Below are 20985 nucleotides of genomic sequence, written 5' to 3' on the forward strand. Positions count from 1 at the left end.
TGGAACGCACTTCCTTCGGGAGCAAGGGAATCGAGGCGGCCGTCACCGGTACGCGAGAACACTGCTGGACTCGGTCGCGCTTTCCCGGCGTCGACCGCGTCAGGCCGCTTCGACCGCCTCGGCGAACCGCCACGGCAGCAGGCGGAGCACGCGCAGCACCCGGCCCGCCGGGTCGACGCGCACGGTGCAGGCGATGCCCCGGCCGGTGGCGAGCAGGTAGCCGTGCTCGACGGCGGCCAAGCCCGTGGCGCTGAGGAACTGCACGCCGCACAGGTCGATCACCAGGTGGGCCGGCGTGCTCGAGACCGTGGTGGCGATCAGGTCGCGCAGCCGCGGGGCCGTCGCGAGGTCCAGGTCCCCGGCCGCTTCGACGACCGCGGTGCCCGGGGCGGGCCGGTGGGCGGTGAGGCGGAAAGCGACCGGCGGTTCGACCGTGCCGGAAACCGTGGGCAGCGTGTGGTGGCAGGTGGTCATGGTGGCCTCTTTCGTCGGCCACACCCTAGGTACAACGCTGAAGTGAAATCGCGGAACGGAAAACCGCGCGACAACTGATGCCCTGAGCGCAGGGGGAGTCTCGTGCCGGCCGTCGGCTCGACCGCTGTTCTCAGCATAGGCCATCCGGGCACCGGCGGCAGGAACCGGGAACTGCTTGAACGCGCAACTGGATGCGAGTAGTAGTGGCAGGAGGACCGAACGAAGTCCAGTCACTCTCCAGGGGAGAAGCAATGCCACTTGGTTTCAGCCTTCCGGTGTTCGGCAAGGCGGCGGCCACGCCGGGCGGGATCGCGCGGTACGCGCGCGAGGCGGAACGGGCCGGCGCGGCCGGGTTGTGGGTCGGCGACCGGCTGCTGTCGCCGGTCGACCCGGTCGTGCCGTACCCGGGCTACGACACCATGCCCGAGGAGTTCCACACCGCGCAGGACCCGTTCACCGCGCTGGCCATCGCCGCGGCCGTGACCGAGACCGCGGTGCTCGGGTCGAGCACCATCAACGCGACCCAGTACCAGCCCGCCAACTTCGCCAGGCTGCTGACCAGCATCGACGTCGCGAGCAACGGGCGGCTGCTCCCCGGTCTGGGCATCGGCTGGTCCCCGGACGAGTACGCGGCGGTCGGCGTGCCGATGTCCGAACGCGGCAAGCGGCTCGACGACCTGCTCGACCTCCTGGAAACGTGGTGGTCCAAGGACACCGTGACGCACGAGGGCGTCGGCTACAAGATCGCGGAGTCGAACGTCGCGCTGAAGCCGGTGCGCAAGCCGCCGGTGCACCTGGCCGGCTTCGGCGAGAAGTCGCTGCGCCGCGTGGCCGAGCGGGCCGACGGCTGGCTGCCGGTCTGGTCGGTGCCCGAGCAGTTCCCCGCGGACGTGATCACCTCGACCCTGGCCAAGTTGCGCGCGGACGCCGAGCGCGCCGGCCGCGACCCGCAGGCGCTGGGCGTGGCGCTGCGGGTGAACGCGGCCCCGGGCACCGAAGCGGAGGCGATCGCCGAGTCGGTCACCAAGATCGTCGAACTGGTGGCGCCGGACCACACGTTCGTGGACCTCACCTACCTGACCGGCAGCATCGAGGAACACCTGGACCTGACCGGCCGGCTGCTGGAGCTGACCGCCAAGGGCTGAGCCCCGTCCACGTCGGCGGCACCGCGGGTCCGGCACCCGCGGTGCCGACACCGGCTCAGAGGGACGGCTTGCCGGGCTGGTAGAGCCAGGTCCGGAAGAACGAGCCGAGGTCGCGGCCGGTCAGCCGCTCGACGAACCGGATGAACTGCCGCGTCGAGACGTTGGTGTACCGGTTCGCCGACGGCCACTCCTTGAGCACCCGGAAGAAGGCGCGGTCACCGATCTTCGTGCGCAACGCGTGCAGGGTCATCGCGCCGCGGTTGTAGACCAGGTCGTCGAAGATGTGGTCGCGGCCCGGGTCGGCGACCTGGCCGCTCCAGTCCTCTTCGTCCGCGTACGTCTTCTCGAACGTCTGCTGCACCGGGACGCCGTCGAACTTCTCCTGGTAGAGCCACTCCGAGTAGGTCGCGAAGCCTTCGTTGAGCCAGATGTCCGACCAGCGCACCGGGGTGAGGCTGTCGCCGAACCACTGGTGGCCGAGTTCGTGGGCGAGCAGGTCGCCGTCGACGTCGCTGGTCTTGTGGTCGTAGACCGGCCGGCTCTGCGTCTCGAGGGCGTAGCCGACGCCGACGTCGGCGAGGATGCCGCCGGTCGAGTCGAACGGGTAGGTCCCGTACACCGACGATTCCCACTGGACGATCTGCGCGGTGGTCTGGTTGAACACCTTGCCCTGTCCGGGTTTCGTGTCGATCGACCGGCCGATCGCGGTGATGTTCGGCAGGCCGCCGGCCGCCACGCCGCGGGTGACGTTGTAATCGCCGATCGCGAGCATGCTCAGCTCGCTGGCCATCGGCCGGTTCATGGTCCAGCGGAAGGTGGTCCGGTGATCGCGGGTGGTGGTGGGCCCGGGTTCGCCGTTGGCCAGCACGGTGAGCCCGGCCGGCACGGTGATGGTCTGGGTGTAGGTCGCCTTGTCGTCGGTGGTGTCGTTGACCGGGTAGTAGGTCGCCGCACCGATCGGCTGGTTGAGTGCGACCGCACCGTCCTTGGTGGCGACCCAGCCGGACAGGCCCAGCGCGGGGTCGTCGATCTTCTGCGGCACGCCGGCGTAGGACACCGAGACGACGAACGGGGTGCCCTTCCGCAGCCCGGACGGCGGGGTGATCACCAGCTCCTGGGCACCGCTGCGGGTGAAGGCGGCGTTCCGGCCGTTCACCGAGAGCCTGCTGATCGTCAGCGGCCCCTGGAAGTCCAGGTCGAAACGGGAGAGGTTCTGGGTGGCCGTGGCGAAGATCGTGGTGGTCGCGTCGATCGCCTGGGTGCTGGGGTCGTACGCGAGCCGGATGTCGTAGTGGCCGACGTCGTAGCCGCCGTTGCCCATGTCGGGGAAGTACGGGTCCCCGGTGCCCGGCGCACCGGGGGAGAACACCGGCGCCGCCTCGGCCGCCGGGCTCGTCGCGGCCACCAACCCGGCGGACAGGACGCAGGAAACGAGCAACAACAGACCACGGCCGCGGTAGACGCCTCGCATCGATCCTCCTCGGCAATCATCGACGCTGAAGCGTAGGTCCGACCCGGCACCCGGATCAACCGAACGCAACGCGCCGGACGCTGACCTGCTTCAGTCCTCCGTGGCCCACCGGTGCACCGCGAACCGGCTGCCGTCGCGGCGGACCTCGGCCGCGCCCGATCCTCCGAAGTGAGCGGGGACGACGAGCTCGCCGGTGTCCGCCGCGCGTTCGAGGATCGCGCGCCGGGTGGTGGCGGCCTGCCGCGGGTCTTCGCAGAAGCAGCTGCTGTGCTCCGGGGCCACGATCTGGGCGGGGCTGTGCAGCAGGTCGCCGACGAACACCGCCCGGCCCGCGCCGGAGGACACCCGCAGCACCGACGAGCCGGGGGTGTGGCCCGGCGCGGCCTCGAGGGTGAGGTGGCGGTCGAGGCGGTGGTGGCCTTCCCACAGTTCGGCCCGGCCGAGCACGGGGGCGACGCTGTCGGCGTAGACGAGCAGGCTGCCTTCGCGGCGAAGCTGCTCGTGCGGAGTGCGCGGGGCGGGACGGCGATGGGCGTTGCCCGGGTCGAAGTACCCCTGGTCGACGCGGGGGATCAGGTAGGTGGCGCGGGGAAAGGTGGGCACCCAGTCGCCGTTGCGCAGTTCGGTGTTCCAGCCGACGTGGTCGTAGTGGATGTGGGTGTTGACGACGACGTCGACGTCCTCGGGCCGGACGCCGGCCGCGGCCAGCCGCTCGAGGAACGGCGTCGCGAGGTGGTCGAACAGCGGGATCTGCGGCCGGTCCCGGTCGTTGCCGACCCCGGTGTCGACCAGGATCACGCGGCCTTCGCTGCGGAGCACCCAGGTCTGCACGGCACCGCGGTAGCCGCCGGTTTCCGGGTTCCAGTGGTCGGGGGCGAGCCAGCCGGCGTTGCCGGTCCAGAGCTCCGGCGGGCTGCCGGGGATGATCGTCTGCACCGGGGCGATCTCGCCCTGCCACTCGACGACCTTGACGACTTCCACTTCACCGATGTGCATGACGCCACGCTAGGACGCCTGCACGAGCGTTTCCATGCGTCATCGGCTTGTTTCGATGCTCGATCGTCTCAGGGCTACGCTGTCCGTGTGGACGTGCTCAGTGACGCGATCGCCGCGGTGCGGGTCGGCCGGCCCACGTCGAACCGGCTGCAGGCCGGTCCGGACTGGTGCTACCGCTTCGCGCCGTACGAAGGTGCGGGTTTCCACGTGCTGCTGCGCGGCAGCGGCTGGCTGGTCCCGGACGACGGGGAGCCGGTGGCGCTCGGTCCCGGCGACGCGGTCCTGGTGCCGCACGGCAGCGCGCACGTGCTCTCCTCGACGCCGGACGCGGCCGGCGCGGTGCCGTTCGACACGGCGGTGGCCGAGCCGGCCGGGCGCACCGAGTTCCTGTGCGGCAAGTACCGGCTGTCCCACGCGCGGCAGCACCCCTTGCTCGCGAGCCTGCCGGAGGTCGTGCACCTGCCCGCCGAGGTCGGGCGCCACCCCGAACTGCGCGCGGCGATCGACCTGCTCGGCGTCGAGGTGAGCGAGCGGCGGCCGGGCTCGGCGACGGTCCTCTCCGGCCTGCTGGACGTGCTGCTGGTCTACCTGATCCGCGCCCGGCTGGCCGACCACCCGGACCCGGGCTGGCCGCAGGCGCTGCGGGACCCGGAAGTCGCGGCCGCGCTGGAAGCGCTGCACGAGCACCCCGAAGCGCCGTGGCGGGTCGAAGACCTGGCCGCCCGGGTCGGCCTGTCCCGGGCCACCCTGGCCCGCCGCTTCACCGCGCTGACCGGCCGGCCGCCGATGGCGTACCTGACCTGGTGGCGGCTCACCACCGCGGCACGGCTGCTGCAGGACACTGACCTGGCCTTGCCGTCGATCGCCGCGAAGGTCGGTTACGCCTCGCCGTTCGCCTTTTCGCACGCGTTCAAGCGCCAGTTCGGCACCGCGCCGGGCGGATTCCGGGACGACGGCCGGACTTGATCGTCGCCGGCCGGCACGTCGGTGCGAGGCACCGGCCCGGCCGGCCGGGGCCGGGCTGGCACACTCAGGCGGTGATCCTCGGATACGTCCTCGCCGTGCTGGCCGCCGTCGCCTCGGGCAGCGGTTCCATCCTGGAGTCGGCCGGCGTCCGGCGGGCCGGGGCCTTCGGCGGCTCGCCCCAGGATCTGGTCGCGCTGCGCCGGCAGCCGCTCTACTTCCTCGGGGTGGGCGTCGATCTGCTCGGGTTCGTCTTCGCCGCCGCGGCCCTGCACCGCCTGCCGCTGTTCCTGGTCCAGTCGGTACTCGCGTTCAGCGTCGGCGTGACCGCGACGATCTCCGCGATCCTCGGCGTCCGGCTGGCCGGCGCCGGGTGGGCCGCGCTGGGCGTGGGGGCGACCGGCCTGGTGCTGCTCGGCCTGTCCGCGGACCCGGGCCCCGCGCGCCTGCTGCCGCCCGGGTGGAAGCTGCTGCTGGTGGGCGTGGCGGTGGTCATCGCGGCGATCGCGTTCACCGCCCAGCGCGGGAACGGCCGCTGGGCGCCGATCGTGCTGGGGTTCTGCGCCGGGCTGGGGTTCAGCACCGTCGGGATCGCGGCGCGCACGCTCGACGCGTCCGGGCCGGTCTGGCACCTCGTCCTCGAGCCGGCGCTGTGGGCGATGATCGCCAACGGGCTCGTCGCGGCGGTGGCGTTCGCGATGGCCCTGCAACGCGGCCGGGCGACCGCGGTCACCGCCATCATGTTCACCACCAACACGGCGGTGTCCTCGCTCATCGGCGTGGCGCTGCTGAACGACCGCGTCCGCGAGGGCTTCACCGCCGCGGCCGTGGCGGGGTTCGTCCTCGCGGTCGCCGGAGCGATCGGCACCGCCCACTACGCGGCCGGCCACCGGACGGAGCCCAGCACGTCCGCGGCGTGAGCGCGGGTTCAGGTCAGGCGTAGCCGCGCTTGAGCATCATGCCCGCGGCTTTGCCGAACTCGGCGTCGGTCGGGATGGCGAAGCCCAGCGCGTTGGCGTAGCGGGTGACGATGTTGAACACGGCTGCGACCGCGGCCGCGTCTTCGAGCTGCCGCCGCGTCGCTCCCGCGGCCAGCGCCGCCCGGATGTGCCCGCTCTCCAGGTCTTCGGGGTGCAGTGTCATGGTTTCCAGCACGCCGAGCGTGGCGCGCAACGGGTCCGAGATCGGCGCGGTGTGGTAGTCGGCGAGGGCCGCGTCGGCCACCGCTGTGTCCATCCCGTGCACGGCGATGGCCCGGTGCGCCCCGACGCAGAAGGGGCACGAGTTCCACTTGGCGACCATCGCGGCCATCAGCTCCCGCTCCGCGACGGACCACCCGCTCGGCCCGCGCATCGCCGCTTGCGTCCACGCGCCGAGCGCCGTCCCGACGAAACCCTTGTGGTAGAAGGCAACCCGGGCCGCGTCCGGAAGACGCGCGCCCAGCGCCAGCGAGATGACCCGGATCAGCAGCCTGCTGCGGAGACCGTCGCCGCGTTCGACTTCAGGCAGGCGCATCGGTCGCCTCCGCGATCACCCGCGCGGCGGCGTCCCACCGGGCCAGGCCCGCGCCGACGCAGGCGGACAGGACGATCTCGAACGCGGCCTTGTCACTGCCGCTCGCTTGCCGCACGGCATCGACCTCGGCGTCGGTGACCCGGTAGGAGGCGGCTCCGATCTGCCGCGCCAGCTCGTCGTACGGTTCGGCGACGGGCGGCCCACCCGCCGCGCGGCCCGCGACGGCAGTCCGTAGCGCTGCCTCGGTGATCCCGGTGTCGCCGCCCATCGCCGTGCGCAGCGTTTCCGCGCGACGGCGGTGTGATTTGTCGGGTTCTGTGCTCATCGTGGCCTCTCCGCTGCTCCTGGGATCGGGTCCGGTGTGGACGGTATCGGCTTCAATTCCCGCGCGGCATCCCGTTGCGCCGATCGGCAGAGTTTTCGAGCGCTCGGACGCGGCCGGCGAGGTACCGCTGGTCGGCGGGGTTGGTGGCGACTTCGTGAGCGCGCCGGTACGCCGCGACCGCGTCGCCGGTCCGGCCGAGGCGGCGCAGAAGATCGGCGCGGGCGGCGTGCCGCAGGTGGTAGCCGTCGAGGCCGTCGATCCGGTCGATCAGGGCCAGCCCCTCGGCCGGGGTGGTGGCCATCGCGACCGCGACGGCGTGGTTGAGCGCGACCACCGGCGACGGCGTCACGGCGAGCAGCTGCTCGTACACCGCGGCGATCGCGGGCCAGTTCGTTTCTTCGGCCGTCGGCGCCTGGGCGTGCAGGACCGCGACGGTCGCCTGCAGCAGGTAGGGCCCGGACGTCCCGAACCGCAGGGCCCGGTCCAGCAGCCGCACGGCTTCGGCGATCTCGGCACGGTCCCAACGGGACCGGTCCTGGTCTTCGAGCAGGACGAGGTCCCCGGCCGGCGTGTACCGGGCGGCCGAGCGCGCGTGGTGGGCCAGCAGCAGCGCGACCAGGGCGAGGGCTTCCGGTTCGTCGGGCATCAGGGTGGCGACGAGCTTGGCGAGGCGGATCGCCTCCTGCTGCAGTTCGCGGTATTCGGGCTGGTCGCCGCCGGCGGTGTAGCCGCGGGTGAAGATCAGGTAGATCACCGCGAGGACGCCGGAGAGCCGCTCGGGCAGCAGGTGGTCGGCGGGGACGTCGAGGCTGATGCCGGCGTCGCGGATCTTGCGCTTGGCCCGCACGAGCCGCTGGGCCAGGGCCGGTTCGGCGATCAGGAAGGCCCGGGCGATCTGCCCGGCGGCCAGGCCGGCTACGGCGTGCAGCGTGAGGGCGACCCGCGCTTCCTCGGCCAAGGCCGGGTGGCAGCAGGTGAAGAGCAGGCTGAGCCGCTCGTCGCCGACGCCGAGCAGGCGCTGTTCGTCGAAGTCCACGGTCGCCGCCTCCGGCGGTGGTGCGAGCCGGGCGAGCTTGTCCCGGCCGGTGCGGGCCCGCCGGAGGCGGTCGATCGCCCTGTTGCGGGCCGCGGTCAGCAGCCAGGCCACCGGATCGCCGGGCGCCTGGTCGTCCCAGCGGCGCAGGGCGAGCGCGCACGCGTCCTGCAGCGCGTCTTCGGCGAGTTCGAAGTCACCCAGCACACGAACCAGGGCGGCGAGCAGCATCGTGCGGTGCTCGCGGAAGGTCGTCGACAGGACGGCCGCGGCCGTCATGCGCCGGTCGACGGACGGTGGTCGAGATCCGGAACCCCGGCGATCGGCCGCACTTCGATCGTCCCATCGGCGGCCATCGGGCAGAGCGCGGCCAGCTCGAGGGCTTCGTCGAGGTCGCGGCAGTCGAGGACGTAGGTGCCACCGAGGTGTTCGTGGGTCTCGGGGAAGGGCCCATCGGTGATCAGCGTCTTGCCGTCGCGGACGCTGACGGTGGTGGCGGTGTGCTCGCCTTGGAGCGGGTGCCCGGAGACGAACGCCCCCCGCCGCCGGCATTCCTCGGCGAAGGCGTTGACCCGGGCCAGGGCGTCGGGGAAGGCGGGATCGCCGGGTTCGGGCCGGTCGCAGTTGTAGATCAGCAGCATGTAGTGCACGTGTCCTCCAGGCCGGTGCGTCGGGTGCCTCGAAGAGGATGACGAACGGCTCCCCCGGAACTCGACAGCACCTTCGGAGATTGTCGGCCACAGGGTGTCGGCCCGGCAGCGTTGCCCGGTATCGAACTTCCGCCCGGTGCAACGAAATACCGCCCGCCAGGATCGGCTGATCGTGGCGGGCGGTTTCGAGAGAGTGGAGCTAGGGGGACTCAAACCCCTGACCCCCTCACTGCCAATGAGGTGCGCAAGGCCCCCTGACCTGCGGTTTTGGCGAAACCGCAGGTCGATTGGGGCAGTTGAGCGCACTTCGGTGCGGCTCAGCGCGGTTCTGGGAGGGGCTTTGCCCCAGCTGTGCCCCAGCGAAATCGGTGAGAAAGACTGTCCACGTTCGTCTCGAACAGCTGTGCGGTCTTCGCGCCCCGGGTTGGTGCCGGCCGAGCAACATCGAGATTTTGCGGCGCCTGCAGCCGGAGCCCACAGTGACGAGCTACGTCAGTCGCCCGACAGCGGCCTCATCAGGCGCGGGCCGAACGATCGCGCCTGTCGTCAGAAAATGACCGTATGAGCCGCGTCGCAGGCGGACCATCGGACGCCATCTCCTCGAGGCTGGTACCGCTGGTGGTGCGGTCAAGACGAGTCCGTTCATCGATTCGCCCCCAGCCGGACGAGGTCGATGCTGACGAGCGGCCCGCCGAGTTGGTGCAGCCTTCCGCCTTCGGCGAGGCGGCCAAGATCGATCGGCGCGTAGCCGAGGTTGGTGAGCACGGCGCTCAACGTCTTCTTGGCGGCTGCGTCGTCTCCCGAGACGAACAGCACACGATTTCCGCCGGCGGTCTGGGGCTCGGCTCCGAGGACAGCCGCGCCGAGGTGGTTGAGGGCTTTGATCATGTGCACTGGGGGCCAGCGCGGCGATCTGCTCGCTCGACGTCGGCTGTCCGAGTGCCGGGCGTGCCGAGAAGTCGTTGGTGGCGTCGACGAGCACTCGGCCGTTCCAGTCGGGCAGTCCGGCGAGCGCCTTGGCTGCCTGCGGGTGGGGCACGGCGAGCACCACGATCTCGGCCTGCGCGGCCTCGTCCCTCGTGGCGGCGATAGCGCCGGGCCCGAGATCGGCCACGAGTTGTGTGAGTGTTTCAGGGCCGCGGCTGTTGCTCAGCAGCGCCTCGTGGCCGGCTGCGACGAGGCGCCGGGCGAACGCGGTGCCGATCGCGCCGGCTCCGATGATGCCGATTCGCATGGTTGTTCTCCTGTCGTGTGTGGATGGGCTGATGGTTCAGCCGTGGAGGTTGTTTGTGGGGCGGCCAGCGGGCCGGTGCGTCGTGGGGGCTCAGACCATCTTGTTTCCGCTGAGCGTCCGTTCGGCGGTGAGGTAGGGCTGGACGACGTCCCAGTGCTCGACGATGCGGCCGTTGTCGAAGCGGAAGATGTCGACGATCGCGGCGTCGCCTTCAGGCAGCCAGCCGCTGACCTTGCTGTGGGCGATGACGTAGTCGCCGTCTTCGAAGATTCGTTCTGGGTTCCAGCTGAAGCCGACGAGCGACGGCACGGCGGTGCGCAGGGCGTCGAGGCCGTTGGGGAGGTGGGGACTGTGCTGGACGTACGGTTCCGCCCAATATCGGTCCAGAGCTGTCAGGTCTTTCTGCTCGAAGAGTTCGTGCATGGCGGTGCGCAGGACGTCCTTGTTGGACATGGTCGGCTCCAGTGGCGTGCGATCCGAAGTTGATGGAGACCATCGTCGGGTGCAGGCGCTGCGGGCCGCGCCCGTTGGATGACTGGCGTCGTGACGGTCACGAAGTACCGGAAGGAACGGACAGGGGCGCGGTGCCGGCGCCGCGCGGGGGGTAGCTGTCGATCTGTCGGCCACGCCGGTGTGCACGCCGTGGCCTTCCAGCCCGTCCGTTGTGAAGGTTTCGGGCGCGAACGACCTCCGCGGTCGGAGGTGTAGTGCTGGGCGTCGTGCCGATCGACCGATCATCCAGCTTCTGGCCCAGATTCTTCAGGGGGCCGGCCCTCCCTGCGGTGCAGGCCAACGCTCGCCGGCCGTCCATCTGGAGCCATGTGGCCGGGATCAAGAAGGCGATCACGTTGCTGCCGGACTTGCACTTCGACGTGCACAAGGTGGTCGCCTCCGGTGACTGGGTCAGCGTGGCGTCCAAGGTGACGGGGCAGGGCAACACCACGAAGGTCATCGTGGACACTTTCCGCTTCGAGGATGGCAAGGTCGCCGAACATTGGGATGTCACCCAGGACGAGGCTGCCGCGCCGGTCCTCGTGCGGTCATCGCCGGAACCTCTCGCACACGACGCCGTACCGGTCGTGGAGAAACTTCGGTGAAGGGAACGAGGTCTTCGTCCATGCGCGGGTTACCGGCTTCATGCCGGTGCCGCTGATCGCCGCCTGCATCTTGCGGCTCGACGAGGACGGGAAGATCACCGCTCACTGGCCTACTGTGCAGGAGGAGGTGCCTGCCGAGGGCACCGCCAACGGAAACCCGATGACCACACCGCGCCTGACTGTGTGAGAACACCGGCGACTGGGGAGGCAACGAACAGGGCCTGGTTCGAGCCGTTCGAGCCCTGTACCGGTGGTGCGACCAAACGCCGAAGGCGTCCATCTTGGATGCCTTCGGCGTTTGGTCGTGTATCCCCCGGCGGGTCGGCGTCTCGTCCTCCGCGGGACTGCGCGCGCGGCGGACTGAGGTCGTCGGCTGCCAGGCTTGCTGGTCAGCCGGGGCAGCCGCGGCGGGAGGGTGATGCCGGTCAGGCCGCGAAGCGTCGTGCAGGCCGGCGGCGTCATCGCGCCAGTGCACGATCCAGCAAGTCGCGGGACGCGGTCATGAACTTGTCGACCCGGTCCGGGGTCATGGTGAGCGACGGCCGGATCGGGCGGGCCTTGCGGTCGAACATCACGCCGGTGCGCTCGTCGAGGTCGTCGGTGAACAGCAGTGGCACGATGCGTTCGGCGTAGGTCTGCGGGGACTGGGCGAGCAGTCCGACGAGCGCCTCGGTCGCCTTGTGTGCGACGCTGCCTTCGCCGAGGTAGTTGGCGCGGATGCCGGTTTTGATCAGGCCGGGGTTGAGGCCGAAGAACGCCGGTCCCGTCGTGGCGTTGGCGCCGTGGATGGTCAGCGCCTCGTTGGCCACGACGGTGTTCATGTGCGCACTGTTCTGGTTGTAGGCGGTCAGCGCATTGAGGTCGTCGGGGTTTCCGTCCTGGTCGCCGCCGGGGCCGGCCATGATGAACACCCGCGCGCGGGGCGAGTTGGCGGGGCGAGCGATGCCGATGCGCGGGTCGAGGCCGCGCAGCAGGGCGTAGCGGCTGAGGTAGCTGATGGCCATGTCGCGCTCGATGCCGTCCGCGGTTTCCTCGCGGATCTTGGCGGCGGTGATGCCGTTGGTGAACAGGACGACGTCCTCGCTCTCCACGGGAAGCTCCTCGCCCACCCGGATGGCTTCCTTCATGGCGGACAGGTCGGCCTGGGCGAAGCGCAGCCGCTCGTGCGGAGTGTCTCGGAAAGTGCGGCCGACGACGGTGACGTCGGCGCCGCGGGCCAGGGCTTGGCAGGCGATCGCCTGGCCGAGGCCGTTGGTGCCACCGATGACGGTGAGGCGCTTGCCGGTCAGGTCGAGGCGGTCGATGGGGGCGGAGTGGACGATGGTGCTGCGGTCGAGAGTTCCGAAGGCTCCCATGGTGATCAGTCCTTTGGTGAGAGGTGCGAACGGTGGGCGAAGGGTGGTGCGTCACGGGGGCGGCCGCGCCGTGTGTTGTCGCGGGCGTGTTTCGTCGGCGGCCGCGGCGGAGAGTCCGGCACGCTGAGCGAGCTGCGGGCCGCCGGTGTTATCGGCTGCGGATCAGCGCGGGTCGGGGCGGAGGCGGACGACGCGTTTGCCGAAGCCATGCCGGGTGGCGACGTCGACGTAGGCGCGGCGGATCTCCTCGAGCGGGTATTCGGCCTCGATCGGCACGACCAGCTGCTGCTTGACGACCAGGTCCAGGAGCTTCTCCCAGATTTCCGGGGACATCGCATCCGCGTTGCCCCGGACTTGCGCGCCGTGGCGTTCGGCCGCTGCGTAGTCGGCGATGGTGTTGATCCGGTGAGGCGGCACGCCGAGGTCGATGGCGAGGTCGACGTATCCGCCGCCGAAGGTGTCGAAGACCGCGTCGATGCCGTTCGGGGCCAGCTCCTGGAGCTGGTCACGCAGACGCGGCCCGTAGAAGACCGGTTCGACCCCGAGCTCCTGGAGCCGGCCGGCATGGGCGGGAGAGGTGCCGCCGATGACCCGCGCGCCGTGGAGCCGGGCGAGCTGGGCGGTGAAGATGCCGGACCCGCCCGAAGCGGAGGAGACGAAGACGGTCTCCCCCTCGGCCGGTTTGATGGCCGCGACACTGCCCCAGCCGGTGGCGCCCGATGCGGGGATGGTGGTGGCGGCGGCGAAGTCCAGACCTGCGGGGATCTTCGCGGCACCGGAGGCGTCGATGACGGTGTAGTCGGCCATCGCGGCGCGGGGCGCGAACCCGATCACCGGGTCGCCGACGGCGAAGCCGGTGACGCCGGGGCCGAGCGCGGCGACGACGCCGGAGAAGTCGTGCCCCTGGCCCATCGGGAATTCCGCCGGCCACCGCTGGGCGTACACGCCTTCGCGGATGCCGACTTCGGCCGGGTTGAGCGAGGCCACCACGACCTGGACGAGGAGCTGTCCTTCGGCGGGGTCGGGGCGGGGGAGGTCGACGACGGACAGGACTTCGGGTCCGCCGTAGCGGGTGAACTGCACTGCTCGTGGCATGGGTTGCTCCTGGCTCGGGAAACGTGGTCAGGTCGAAACGGGCGGTCCGTGCCGGTCGAGAGGGCGTTCTCGGCGACTGTGCCCGCTCACTTGCTGCTGTGGTCTACTCAAGCGATTGCATGAACGTTCATGTATTACTGGCAGTTCTGTGCCCTGCGTCGTCGCCGGTGATGGGCGGTGCGCTGGTCCTGTTGCTGCTCGCGCTCGGACGGAGTCTCAGTGCGATCGGCGCGCTGGGCCCGGCCTCATTTCCGGGCTCAGTCGCCGGTGGTTTCCAAGTGGCGGCGCAGCGCCGCCGTGAGCTTCTCGACGCCCGCGAGCTCCTCGGCAGTGAGTGCGTCGACGAACAGCTCGCTGATCGCTTGCAGGTGGGGCTCGGCTCCGCGGCGCAGCTCCGTTGCCCCGGTCTCGGTCAGCACGATCTCGGCCGCGCGCAGGTCTTTCGCGCTGCCCTCGCGGGTGACGAGGTCTCGACTCTCCATCCGCCGCAGGTGGTGGGACAGCCGGCTGCGCTCCCAGTCGCACACGTCGGCCAGCGCCCCCGACCGCAGCCGGTGCCCCGGCGCCTCGTGCAAGGCGAGGAGAACCTGGTAGTCCGCGGGAGACAAGATCGATTCGCGCTGCATCCGCCGCGCCATCCGCGTCTTGAGCCGTTCCGCGGTTTCGATGAAGTCCCGCCAGATCCGCAGCTCGTCACGCGACGGCCGGCGTCGCTTTGCGCTCGCCTCGCTCATGCCCTCACCCCGTAGTTGACCCGTCAGTTGCTGACGTGTCAACAATAGCTCCGTGGGGTTGACGCGTCAATTACTCACGAGACGCGCTGCGGAGCGGTTGACCCCGGGCGAGGCTCGGGCTTGCGGGCTGTGCCTTCTTGCGGAGTCCACGCTCGGACCTTTCCGGCGATGGGGGAATGGGTGAACCGATCGGACTTGTGTCAGTCGATCGGGGACCAGCGGTGTTCCGTCGGTGAACCATGGTGATCACAGTGGCGGATGCATTCGGTGGCAGTGTCCGTCAAATGACCGGAGGGGCGACGGTCGCGGGGCACGGGCCGCGTCCGGTCCTGCGGACGGTCCGCACCGGCGGTCGCGGTCGCGGTTTTCGCTCGGCGGCCGGGTGCCCTGCCGGGCGCCTTCGTCACCGGCGTCAGCCTGCCCGTCGACGGCGGCTTCGGCGCGTAGTAGCCCACGCCGTCAAGTTATTGACGCTTCAATATTGACGCGTCAATCGTTCGTGGTTATGGTTGACGCGTCAGCAACTGACAGGTCAACTACCTGGCGTTCGACGCCGGAAGGGGAGGCGGATCATCATGGAATTCGGGATCATGGGTGTGGCCGACATCGAGCCGGACCCGAACACCGGCTACACCCCCAGCGAGCACGAACGCATCACCGGTGTCATCGAGTCGGCGTTGTTCGCCGAGCAGGTGGGCTTCGACGTCTTCGCCTTCGGCGAGCACCACAACCCGCCGTTCGCGGCGTCCTCGCCGGTGGCGCTGCTGTCCTACCTCGCCGCGCGGACCGAGAAGCTCACGCTGTCCACCTCGACCACGCTGATCACCACCAACGACCCGGTGCGGATCGCCGAGGAGTACGCCTACCTGCAGCACCTGGCCGGCGGCCGCATGGACGTCATGCTCGGACGCGGCAACACCGTTCCGGTCTACTCCTGGTTCGGGCAGAACATCCGCGACGGCGTCGAGCTGGCCCTGGAGAACTACAACCTGCTGCACCGGCTGTGGCGCGAGGACGTCGTGGACTGGGAAGGCAAGTTCCGGACGCCGCTGCAGGGGTTCACCGCGACACCGCGCCCGCTGGACGACGTGCCGCCGTTCGTCTGGCACGGCTCGATCCGCACACCGGAGATCGCCGAGCAGGCCGCCTTCTACGGCAACGGCTTCTTCGCCAACCACATCCTGGCGCCCAACGCGCACTTCAAACGGCTCGTCGACTTCTACCGCACCCGCTACGAGCACTACGGTCACGGCCCGGCGGCCCACGCGATCGTCGGCCTGGGCGGCCAGGCGTTCGTGGCGAAGAAGTCGCAGGACGCGTGGGCGCAGTACCGGCCCTACTTCGAAAGCTTCCCGGCCTTCCGCGGCGCGAGCCTCGAGCAGTTCGCCGCCGGCACGCCGCTGAGCATCGGCAGCCCGCAGGAGATCATCGACAAGACCCTGACCTTCCGCGACAGCTTCGGCGACTACCAGCGCCAGCTCTGGGCACTCGACATCCTCGGCCTGCCGCACGGCGTGCTCATGGACCAGCTGGAGCTGCTCGGCACCGAGGTGCTGCCCGTCCTGCGCAAGGAGTTCGACAGCCGCCGAGCACCCGGGGTGCCGGATACGCCGACCCACCAGAGCCTCGTGAAGGCGAAGTACGGCGACGCCGAACCGCGCCAGCCCCGTCCCAACCCCAACCGCGGCGACAACCTCTCCGGTGTGTCGCCCTATCAGGACAGCGACGCGGCCACCCCCGCGGCGTTCCCCCAGGAGGTGTGAATCATGACTGAGAAGACTCCGGCCACGCCGATCCGCGTCGTGGTGATCAGCGCGGGCGTCAGCGACCCGTCGACCACCCGGATGCTCGCCGAGCGCACCACCGCGGCGGTGCTGGACCGGCTGCGCACCGGCGACGGGCCGGTCACCGCATCCTTCGTCGACCTGGCGGCCCTGGCCGCCGACATCGGACGGTCGATCGTCTCCGCCGACCCGGTCGCGGCCGTGCAGGACGCGATCGAACAGGTCGGGACCGCCGACGGACTGATCGTCGCGACCCCGGTCTACAAGGCCGGAATCAGCGGCCTGTTCAAGTCCTTCGTGGACCTGCTCGACAACGACCTGATCGTCGCCAAGCCGGTCATCCTCACCGCGACCGCGGGAACGGCCCGCCACGCGATGGTGGTGGACGAGCAGCTGCGTCCCCTCTTCGCCTTCCTGCGGGCGATGCCGGTGCCGACGTCGCTGTTCGCCGCACCGGAGGACTGGGCGGACCCGGCGCTGACCAAGCGGATCGAACGGGCGGCCGTGGAGTTCGCCGCACTCGTGCGGGCGCGGGTCGCCGACACGATCGCCGACGCGGCGTGGAAGGGCTACCAGCACAACTTCAACGGCAACGCGACCCGCGCCGAGAAGACCGCCGACGACCTCGACTTCGACACCCGGCTGATGCGCCTGGCCGCCGGAGGCCGCTCCCTTGTGGACGTCGGGCCGTGAGGAGTTACGTGCTCTCGCGCAGCGCCTTGCGGATGGACGGTGCCAGCGGCAGATCGCTGGCACTGAGCGCGGCCACGATCCGGGTCGCGGTGTTCTGCAGCTCCGACCGCCCGGTCCGCCCGAGTCCGTCGAAGACCAGCTTCCGGACGGTCGCCACGTGACCCGGCGCGGCCTGCTCCATCTTCGCTCGGCCCGCCTCGGTGAGCACCGCGTTGGTGAACCGGGCATCGTCGGGATCGGTGTGGCGCTCGACCAGGCCGCGCTTCTCCAGCCGCGCGACCAGATGTGAGATCCGGGACAGCTCGGCGCTCGTCAAGACGGCCAGTTCGGTGAGGCGCCGCCGGCCCGAGGGCACCTCCGTCAGCCCCGCCAGCACGTAGTACTCCAGGTAGCTCAGCTGCGCGTCACGCTGCAGCTGCGCGTCCAGCGCGACGGGCAACAGCACCAGCGCCGCGTGCAGCGCGCGCCACGTGCGCGCCTCGTCCGCGGTCAGCCAGTCGGGTTCCTCCGTCACCGGGTGAGCCTACGCCCGGTGGATCTTCGGGAGCCAGGCTGCTAGAAATACGTGAACGTTCATGTAATCAACTCGAAGGATCACCGATGTCTGCTCTGAAGATCGCTGTCATCCTTGGCAGCACCCGTCCCGGCCGCAACGGCAAGGCCGTCGCCGACTGGGTCCTGGCCCAGGCCGCCGGGCGCACCGGCGCCGAGTACGAGCTGCTGGACCTGCTCGACTACCCGCTGCCGCACCTGGACGAGCCGGCCTCGGCCAAGGCCGGCCCGGACCTGTACTCCAAGGACCACACCAAGGCGTGGGCCGGCAAGGTCGCCGAGTACGACGCGTACGTGTTCGTCACCCCGGAGTACAACCACTCCACCTCCGGCGTGCTGAAGAACGCGATCGACTTCCTCTACAACGAATGGAACAACAAGGCGGCCGGGTTCGTCAGCTACGGCGGCGTGGGCGGCGCGCGGGCGATCGAGCACCTGCGCGGCGTGCTCAGCGAGCTGCAGGTCGCGCACGTGCAGCAGCAGGTCAGCTTCTCGCTGTTCACCGACTTCGAGAACTTCAGCGCCTTCAAGCCCGCCGAGATCAACGCCACCTTCGCCCAGGTGCTGTTCGACCAGCTGGAGAGCTGGGCCGGCGCGATGCGGTCGGTGCGCGAGGCCGCCGCCGTCGCGGTCGCCTGACCCGCCGCCGACGACTCCCGTGTCCCCCCAGAACGTGCGTGAGCTCTACCGTCGCTACCTCGAGCTGCTCAACAACCGGCGGTTCGACGAACTCGGTGAGCTCTTCCACGAGCAGGTCACCCGCAACGGCCTGCCGGTCGACCGCGACCAGCTCATCGCCGACATCCGCCACACCACCACCGAAGCGGTCCCGGACCTGGTCTGGACCGTCCGGGACGTGATCGCCGTCGACGACCGCCTGGCCGTGCGGCTGACCGACACCGGCACACCGGTGGGCGAGTGGCTCGGCATCCGCCCCACCGGCCGCTCGTTCGAAATCGACGAAACCGCCTTCTACCGGATCCGCGACGGCCGCATCGAGGACATGTGGTTCGTCGTCGACACCATGACCGCCCAACGGCAACTCGACTCCTGAGGAGCACGCAACCATGCCTCTGAAAGGCGAGTACTCGCCCCCCACCTTCGACCTCGCCCGCGAGCAGGTCGAGGCCTTCGAAGCGCACGACGGCGCCGGCGACACCGGCAAGAACCCGGCCGGCGCCCCGATCATCATCCTCACCAGCGTCGGCGCCAAGAGCGGCAAGCTGCGCAAATCCCCGCTGATGCGGATCGAGCACGACGGCGCCTACGCCGTGGTCGCCTCCCTCGGCGGCGCTCCGGCCAACCCGGCCTGGTACGCCAACCTGAAGGCCGACCCGCACGTCGAGCTGCAGGACGGCGCGCACAAGCACGACTACCTCGCCCGCGAAGTCGACGGCGAGGAGTACCAGGCGTGGTGGGAGCGGGCGATCGTCGTCTGGCCGGACTACGTCGAGTACCAGACGAAAACGGACCGGAAGATGCCGATCTTCGTGCTGGAGCGGATGGCCGGGCAACCCGGCTGACCCGCCCGACCACCGACCCGGTAGCCAGGAGGCAAATAGTGCCCAGAGCAGTGCAGTTCACCCGTTACGGCGGACCGGAGGTCCTGTCCGTCGTCGATGTCGCCCGCCCGGACCCCGGCGAGGGGCAGCTTCTCGTCCAGGTTGTGGTGGCTTCGCTCAACCCGGCCGAAGTCGGCATCCGCGAGGGCGCGTTCGCCCGGGTCTGGCCGGCGGAGTTCCCGATGGGCCAGGGGCACGATTTCTCCGGCGTGGTCGTCGGGCTCGGCCCGGGCGTCACCGGCTTCGCCGTCGGCGACCCGGTGATCGGGTTCGCGCCTCGCGCCGCGATGGCCGACTTCACCGTCGTCGACGCGAATACCGCGGCCAGGCTTCCCGCCGGAATCGATTTCGCGTCCGCCGCGACCATTCCCGCCTCGGGTGCCACCGGGTGGGCGGGCGTCGCGGCGGTCAAGCCGGCTGCGGGCGAGACGGTGTTCGTGTCCTCGGCATCGGGTGGTGCCGGGGTGTTCACCGTGCAACTGGCCCGGCTCACCGGTGCCCGCGTCATCGGCGGCACGTCGCTGCGCAACGCGCCGCGCCTGGACGACCTCGGCGTCGAGCCTGTCGCGTACGGACCGGATCCGGGTGCCCGGCTGCAGGAGCTGGCTCCCGACGGGATCGACGCGGTCATCGACACCTTCGGCGGGGGGTACGTCGACCTCGCCATCGAGCTCGGCGTGCCCCCGCACCGGATCAACACGATCGCCGACCACGCGGCAGTGCAACGCTACGGTGTGCAGGCCCGAGGCAACGGGGACGCCATGGCACCCGGCATCTGGGCCGAGCTGGCGGAGCTGATCGTGTCCGGGAAGGTCGTCGTGCCGATCGAGGCCGAGTACCCGCTCGAGGAGATCCGCCGCGCCTACGTCGACGTCGCCACCCGGCACGGCTTCGGCAAACGCGTCGTCCGCCTCCGCCCCGACCCCAGCTGACCCTGCAGGAGAAACCATGAGCGACATCGACGTGCGCGACAACCCCGCTCAGCACCGCTACGAGATCACCGTGGACGGCGCACTCGCGGGATTCGCCGTCTACTACCTCGAAGGACAGCGGATCGTGTTCGTCCACACCGAGGTGGCACCCGCCTACGAGGGCCGTGGCCTGGGCAGCAAGCTGGCCCGCCAGTCCCTCGACGACGTGCGCGGCCGGGCACTGCGGGTGGTGCCGCTGTGCCCGTTCTACGCGAGTTGGATCGCGGCCCATCCGGACTACCGCGACCTGGTCGGCATCGGCGTTCACCCCCGATCCGTCCTGCAGAAACACGAGGAGTGAGCCGAACCCCGCCGCACGGTCACGGAGTGTCGGTAACCCGACGAATCCGTCATTTGACGGGCGCTACGGGGCCGACGGCAAGGCCACGATGGTCACTGTCGAACAAGGCGGCTTGCGGAGATGCCGGGAGCCACCGTGACCGCAACGAGGCCATGCCTCACCTTCAGGGACGGAGACCACGCCGATGCCGACCATCACCACCACCGATGGTGTCGAGATCTTCTACAAGGACTGGGGCACCGGCCAGCCGATCGTGTTCAGCCACGGCTGGCCCCTCTCGGCCGACGACTGGGACACCCAGCTGCTGTTCTTCCTGCAGCACGACTACCGCGTCATCGCCCACGACCGGCGCGGACACGGCCGCTCGGCGCAGGTCGCCGACGGGCACGACATGGACCACTACGCCGACGACCTGGCCGCGGTGACCGCCCACCTCGACCTGCACGACGCCGTCCACGTCGGCCACTCGACCGGCGGTGGCGAGGTCGTGCACTACATCGCCCGCCACGGCGAGTCCCGCGTGGCCAAGGCCGTCCTGATCGCGGCCGTCCCGCCGCTGATGGTGCAGACCGACGCCAACCCCGGCGGCCTGCCCAAGAGCGTCTTCGACGACCTGCAGGCCCAGCTGGCGGCCAACCGCTCGGAGTTCTACCGGGCGCTGCCGTCCGGGCCGTTCTACGGCTTCAACCGGCCGGGCGTGGAGCCGTCGGAAGCACTGATCCAGAACTGGTGGCGCCAGGGCATGATGGGCGGCGCGAAGGCCCACTACGACGGCATCGTCGCCTTCTCCCAGACCGACTTCACCGAGGACCTCAAGAAGATCACCGTCCCGACGCTGGTCATGCACGGCGACGACGACCAGATCGTCCCCTACGCCGACTCGGGCCCGCTCTCGGCGAAGCTGCTGCAGAACGGCACCCTGAAGACCTACGCCGGGTTCCCGCACGGCATGCCCACCACCCAGGCCGACACGATCAACGCCGACCTGCTCGAGTTCATCCGGTCCTGAGTTCCGCGGACCGGACCGCCGCCGCT

General features: G+C 70.3%; 26 protein-coding genes and 1 pseudogene. 13 read left to right on the forward strand and 14 right to left on the reverse strand.

Annotated features, from left to right (window positions below):
• Positions 1–99: 99 nt before the first annotated feature.
• The gene (locus ACWEF6_RS20295; protein ID WP_449684377.1) at positions 100–474 is read right to left on the reverse strand and encodes an STAS domain-containing protein; all 375 of its coding nucleotides are present in this window, start codon (positions 472–474) and stop codon (positions 100–102) included.
• A gap of 251 nt (positions 475–725) precedes the next feature.
• Here ACWEF6_RS20295 and ACWEF6_RS20300 point away from each other — a divergent pair, with 251 nt between their 5' ends.
• On the forward strand, positions 726–1619 hold the full coding sequence (locus ACWEF6_RS20300) for a TIGR03619 family F420-dependent LLM class oxidoreductase (protein WP_449684378.1): 894 nt from the start codon (positions 726–728) through the stop codon (positions 1617–1619).
• A gap of 55 nt (positions 1620–1674) precedes the next feature.
• On the opposite strand, the gene ACWEF6_RS20305 is transcribed toward ACWEF6_RS20300, so the two are convergent.
• Positions 1675–3090, reverse strand: coding sequence for a M1 family metallopeptidase (locus ACWEF6_RS20305; RefSeq protein ID WP_449684379.1), 1416 nt, complete (start codon positions 3088–3090; stop codon positions 1675–1677).
• 90 nt (positions 3091–3180) lie between these two features.
• On the reverse strand, positions 3181–4086 hold the full coding sequence (locus tag ACWEF6_RS20310) for an MBL fold metallo-hydrolase (RefSeq protein WP_449684380.1): 906 nt from the start codon (positions 4084–4086) through the stop codon (positions 3181–3183).
• 87 nt (positions 4087–4173) lie between these two features.
• Between ACWEF6_RS20310 and ACWEF6_RS20315 the strand changes: the two genes are divergently transcribed.
• Positions 4174–5052: an AraC family transcriptional regulator gene (locus ACWEF6_RS20315; RefSeq protein ID WP_449684381.1), complete on the forward strand. Its 879-nt coding sequence runs from the start codon at positions 4174–4176 to the stop codon at positions 5050–5052.
• Positions 5053–5123: 71 nt separating this feature from the next.
• A complete protein-coding gene (locus tag ACWEF6_RS20320) occupies positions 5124–5969 on the forward strand; it encodes a hypothetical protein (protein ID WP_449684382.1) in 846 nt (281 codons plus the stop codon).
• A 13-nt stretch (positions 5970–5982) separates the two neighbouring features.
• Here the strand turns inward: ACWEF6_RS20320 and ACWEF6_RS20325 are convergent, their stop codons facing one another.
• The 7 genes and pseudogenes from ACWEF6_RS20325 to ACWEF6_RS20355 form a co-directional block, all read right to left on the reverse strand.
• Entirely contained in the window at positions 5983–6564 is a 582-nt protein-coding gene (locus tag ACWEF6_RS20325) for a carboxymuconolactone decarboxylase family protein (RefSeq protein WP_449684383.1), read from the reverse strand.
• Positions 6551–6889 (reverse strand): hypothetical protein, encoded by a 339-nt coding sequence (locus ACWEF6_RS20330; RefSeq protein ID WP_449684384.1) that lies wholly within the window; start codon positions 6887–6889, stop codon positions 6551–6553. The genes ACWEF6_RS20325 and ACWEF6_RS20330 overlap by 14 nt, the downstream gene beginning before the upstream one ends.
• Positions 6890–6941: 52 nt before the next feature.
• Entirely contained in the window at positions 6942–8201 is a 1260-nt protein-coding gene (locus ACWEF6_RS20335) for an RNA polymerase sigma factor (protein ID WP_449684385.1), read from the reverse strand.
• A complete protein-coding gene (locus ACWEF6_RS20340; RefSeq protein ID WP_449684386.1) occupies positions 8198–8572 on the reverse strand; it encodes a YciI family protein in 375 nt (124 codons plus the stop codon). The genes ACWEF6_RS20335 and ACWEF6_RS20340 overlap by 4 nt, the downstream gene beginning before the upstream one ends.
• 642 nt (positions 8573–9214) lie before the next feature.
• Positions 9215–9460, reverse strand: coding sequence for a hypothetical protein (locus tag ACWEF6_RS20345; RefSeq protein WP_449684425.1), 246 nt, complete (start codon positions 9458–9460; stop codon positions 9215–9217).
• Between the two features lie 85 nt (positions 9461–9545).
• A pseudogene (locus tag ACWEF6_RS20350) lies at positions 9546–9806 on the reverse strand (NAD(P)-binding domain-containing protein); the annotation flags it as partial.
• Between the two features lie 90 nt (positions 9807–9896).
• A complete protein-coding gene (locus ACWEF6_RS20355; RefSeq protein ID WP_449684387.1) occupies positions 9897–10259 on the reverse strand; it encodes a nuclear transport factor 2 family protein in 363 nt (120 codons plus the stop codon).
• 254 nt (positions 10260–10513) lie between these two features.
• On the opposite strand from ACWEF6_RS20355, the gene ACWEF6_RS20360 reads away from it, so the two are divergent.
• Both ACWEF6_RS20360 and ACWEF6_RS20365 read left to right on the forward strand, forming a co-directional pair.
• Entirely contained in the window at positions 10514–10903 is a 390-nt protein-coding gene (locus tag ACWEF6_RS20360) for a nuclear transport factor 2 family protein (protein WP_449684388.1), read from the forward strand.
• Between the two features lie 40 nt (positions 10904–10943).
• The gene (locus ACWEF6_RS20365) at positions 10944–11090 is read left to right on the forward strand and encodes a hypothetical protein (protein ID WP_449684389.1); all 147 of its coding nucleotides are present in this window, start codon (positions 10944–10946) and stop codon (positions 11088–11090) included.
• Between the two features lie 271 nt (positions 11091–11361).
• Here the strand turns inward: ACWEF6_RS20365 and ACWEF6_RS20370 are convergent, their stop codons facing one another.
• From ACWEF6_RS20370 to ACWEF6_RS20380, 3 genes are all read right to left on the reverse strand, one after another.
• Positions 11362–12258: an SDR family NAD(P)-dependent oxidoreductase gene (locus ACWEF6_RS20370; protein ID WP_449684390.1), complete on the reverse strand. Its 897-nt coding sequence runs from the start codon at positions 12256–12258 to the stop codon at positions 11362–11364.
• Between the two features lie 162 nt (positions 12259–12420).
• Positions 12421–13353: an NADP-dependent oxidoreductase gene (locus ACWEF6_RS20375; RefSeq protein ID WP_449684391.1), complete on the reverse strand. Its 933-nt coding sequence runs from the start codon at positions 13351–13353 to the stop codon at positions 12421–12423.
• Between the two features lie 257 nt (positions 13354–13610).
• Positions 13611–14087: a MarR family winged helix-turn-helix transcriptional regulator gene (locus tag ACWEF6_RS20380; protein WP_449684392.1), complete on the reverse strand. Its 477-nt coding sequence runs from the start codon at positions 14085–14087 to the stop codon at positions 13611–13613.
• A 575-nt stretch (positions 14088–14662) separates the two neighbouring features.
• Here ACWEF6_RS20380 and ACWEF6_RS20385 point away from each other — a divergent pair.
• Positions 14663–15850 (forward strand): CE1758 family FMN-dependent luciferase-like monooxygenase, encoded by a 1188-nt coding sequence (locus tag ACWEF6_RS20385; RefSeq protein WP_449684393.1) that lies wholly within the window; start codon positions 14663–14665, stop codon positions 15848–15850.
• Positions 15851–15853: 3 nt separating this feature from the next.
• Positions 15854–16564: a CE1759 family FMN reductase gene (locus ACWEF6_RS20390; RefSeq protein WP_449684394.1), complete on the forward strand. Its 711-nt coding sequence runs from the start codon at positions 15854–15856 to the stop codon at positions 16562–16564.
• Positions 16565–16568: 4 nt separating this feature from the next.
• Here the strand turns inward: ACWEF6_RS20390 and ACWEF6_RS20395 are convergent, their stop codons facing one another.
• Positions 16569–17078, reverse strand: coding sequence for a MarR family winged helix-turn-helix transcriptional regulator (locus ACWEF6_RS20395; protein ID WP_449678078.1), 510 nt, complete (start codon positions 17076–17078; stop codon positions 16569–16571).
• 86 nt (positions 17079–17164) lie between these two features.
• Between ACWEF6_RS20395 and ACWEF6_RS20400 the strand changes: the two genes are divergently transcribed.
• The 6 genes from ACWEF6_RS20400 to ACWEF6_RS20425 all read left to right on the forward strand — a co-directional run bounded on the left by ACWEF6_RS20400 (position 17165) and on the right by ACWEF6_RS20425 (position 20959).
• A complete protein-coding gene (locus tag ACWEF6_RS20400) occupies positions 17165–17755 on the forward strand; it encodes an NADPH-dependent FMN reductase (protein WP_449684395.1) in 591 nt (196 codons plus the stop codon).
• A 34-nt stretch (positions 17756–17789) separates the two neighbouring features.
• Entirely contained in the window at positions 17790–18170 is a 381-nt protein-coding gene (locus ACWEF6_RS20405; RefSeq protein WP_449684396.1) for an ester cyclase, read from the forward strand.
• 13 nt (positions 18171–18183) lie between these two features.
• Positions 18184–18639, forward strand: coding sequence for a nitroreductase family deazaflavin-dependent oxidoreductase (locus tag ACWEF6_RS20410; protein ID WP_449684397.1), 456 nt, complete (start codon positions 18184–18186; stop codon positions 18637–18639).
• Positions 18640–18677: 38 nt separating this feature from the next.
• The gene (locus ACWEF6_RS20415; protein ID WP_449684398.1) at positions 18678–19610 is read left to right on the forward strand and encodes an NADP-dependent oxidoreductase; all 933 of its coding nucleotides are present in this window, start codon (positions 18678–18680) and stop codon (positions 19608–19610) included.
• Between the two features lie 16 nt (positions 19611–19626).
• Positions 19627–19950, forward strand: coding sequence for a GNAT family N-acetyltransferase (locus ACWEF6_RS20420; protein ID WP_449684399.1), 324 nt, complete (start codon positions 19627–19629; stop codon positions 19948–19950).
• Positions 19951–20134: 184 nt separating this feature from the next.
• A complete protein-coding gene (locus ACWEF6_RS20425; RefSeq protein ID WP_449684400.1) occupies positions 20135–20959 on the forward strand; it encodes an alpha/beta fold hydrolase in 825 nt (274 codons plus the stop codon).
• The last annotated feature ends 26 nt before the right edge of the window (positions 20960–20985 follow it).

Source organism: Amycolatopsis sp. NPDC004772, assembly GCF_053601215.1.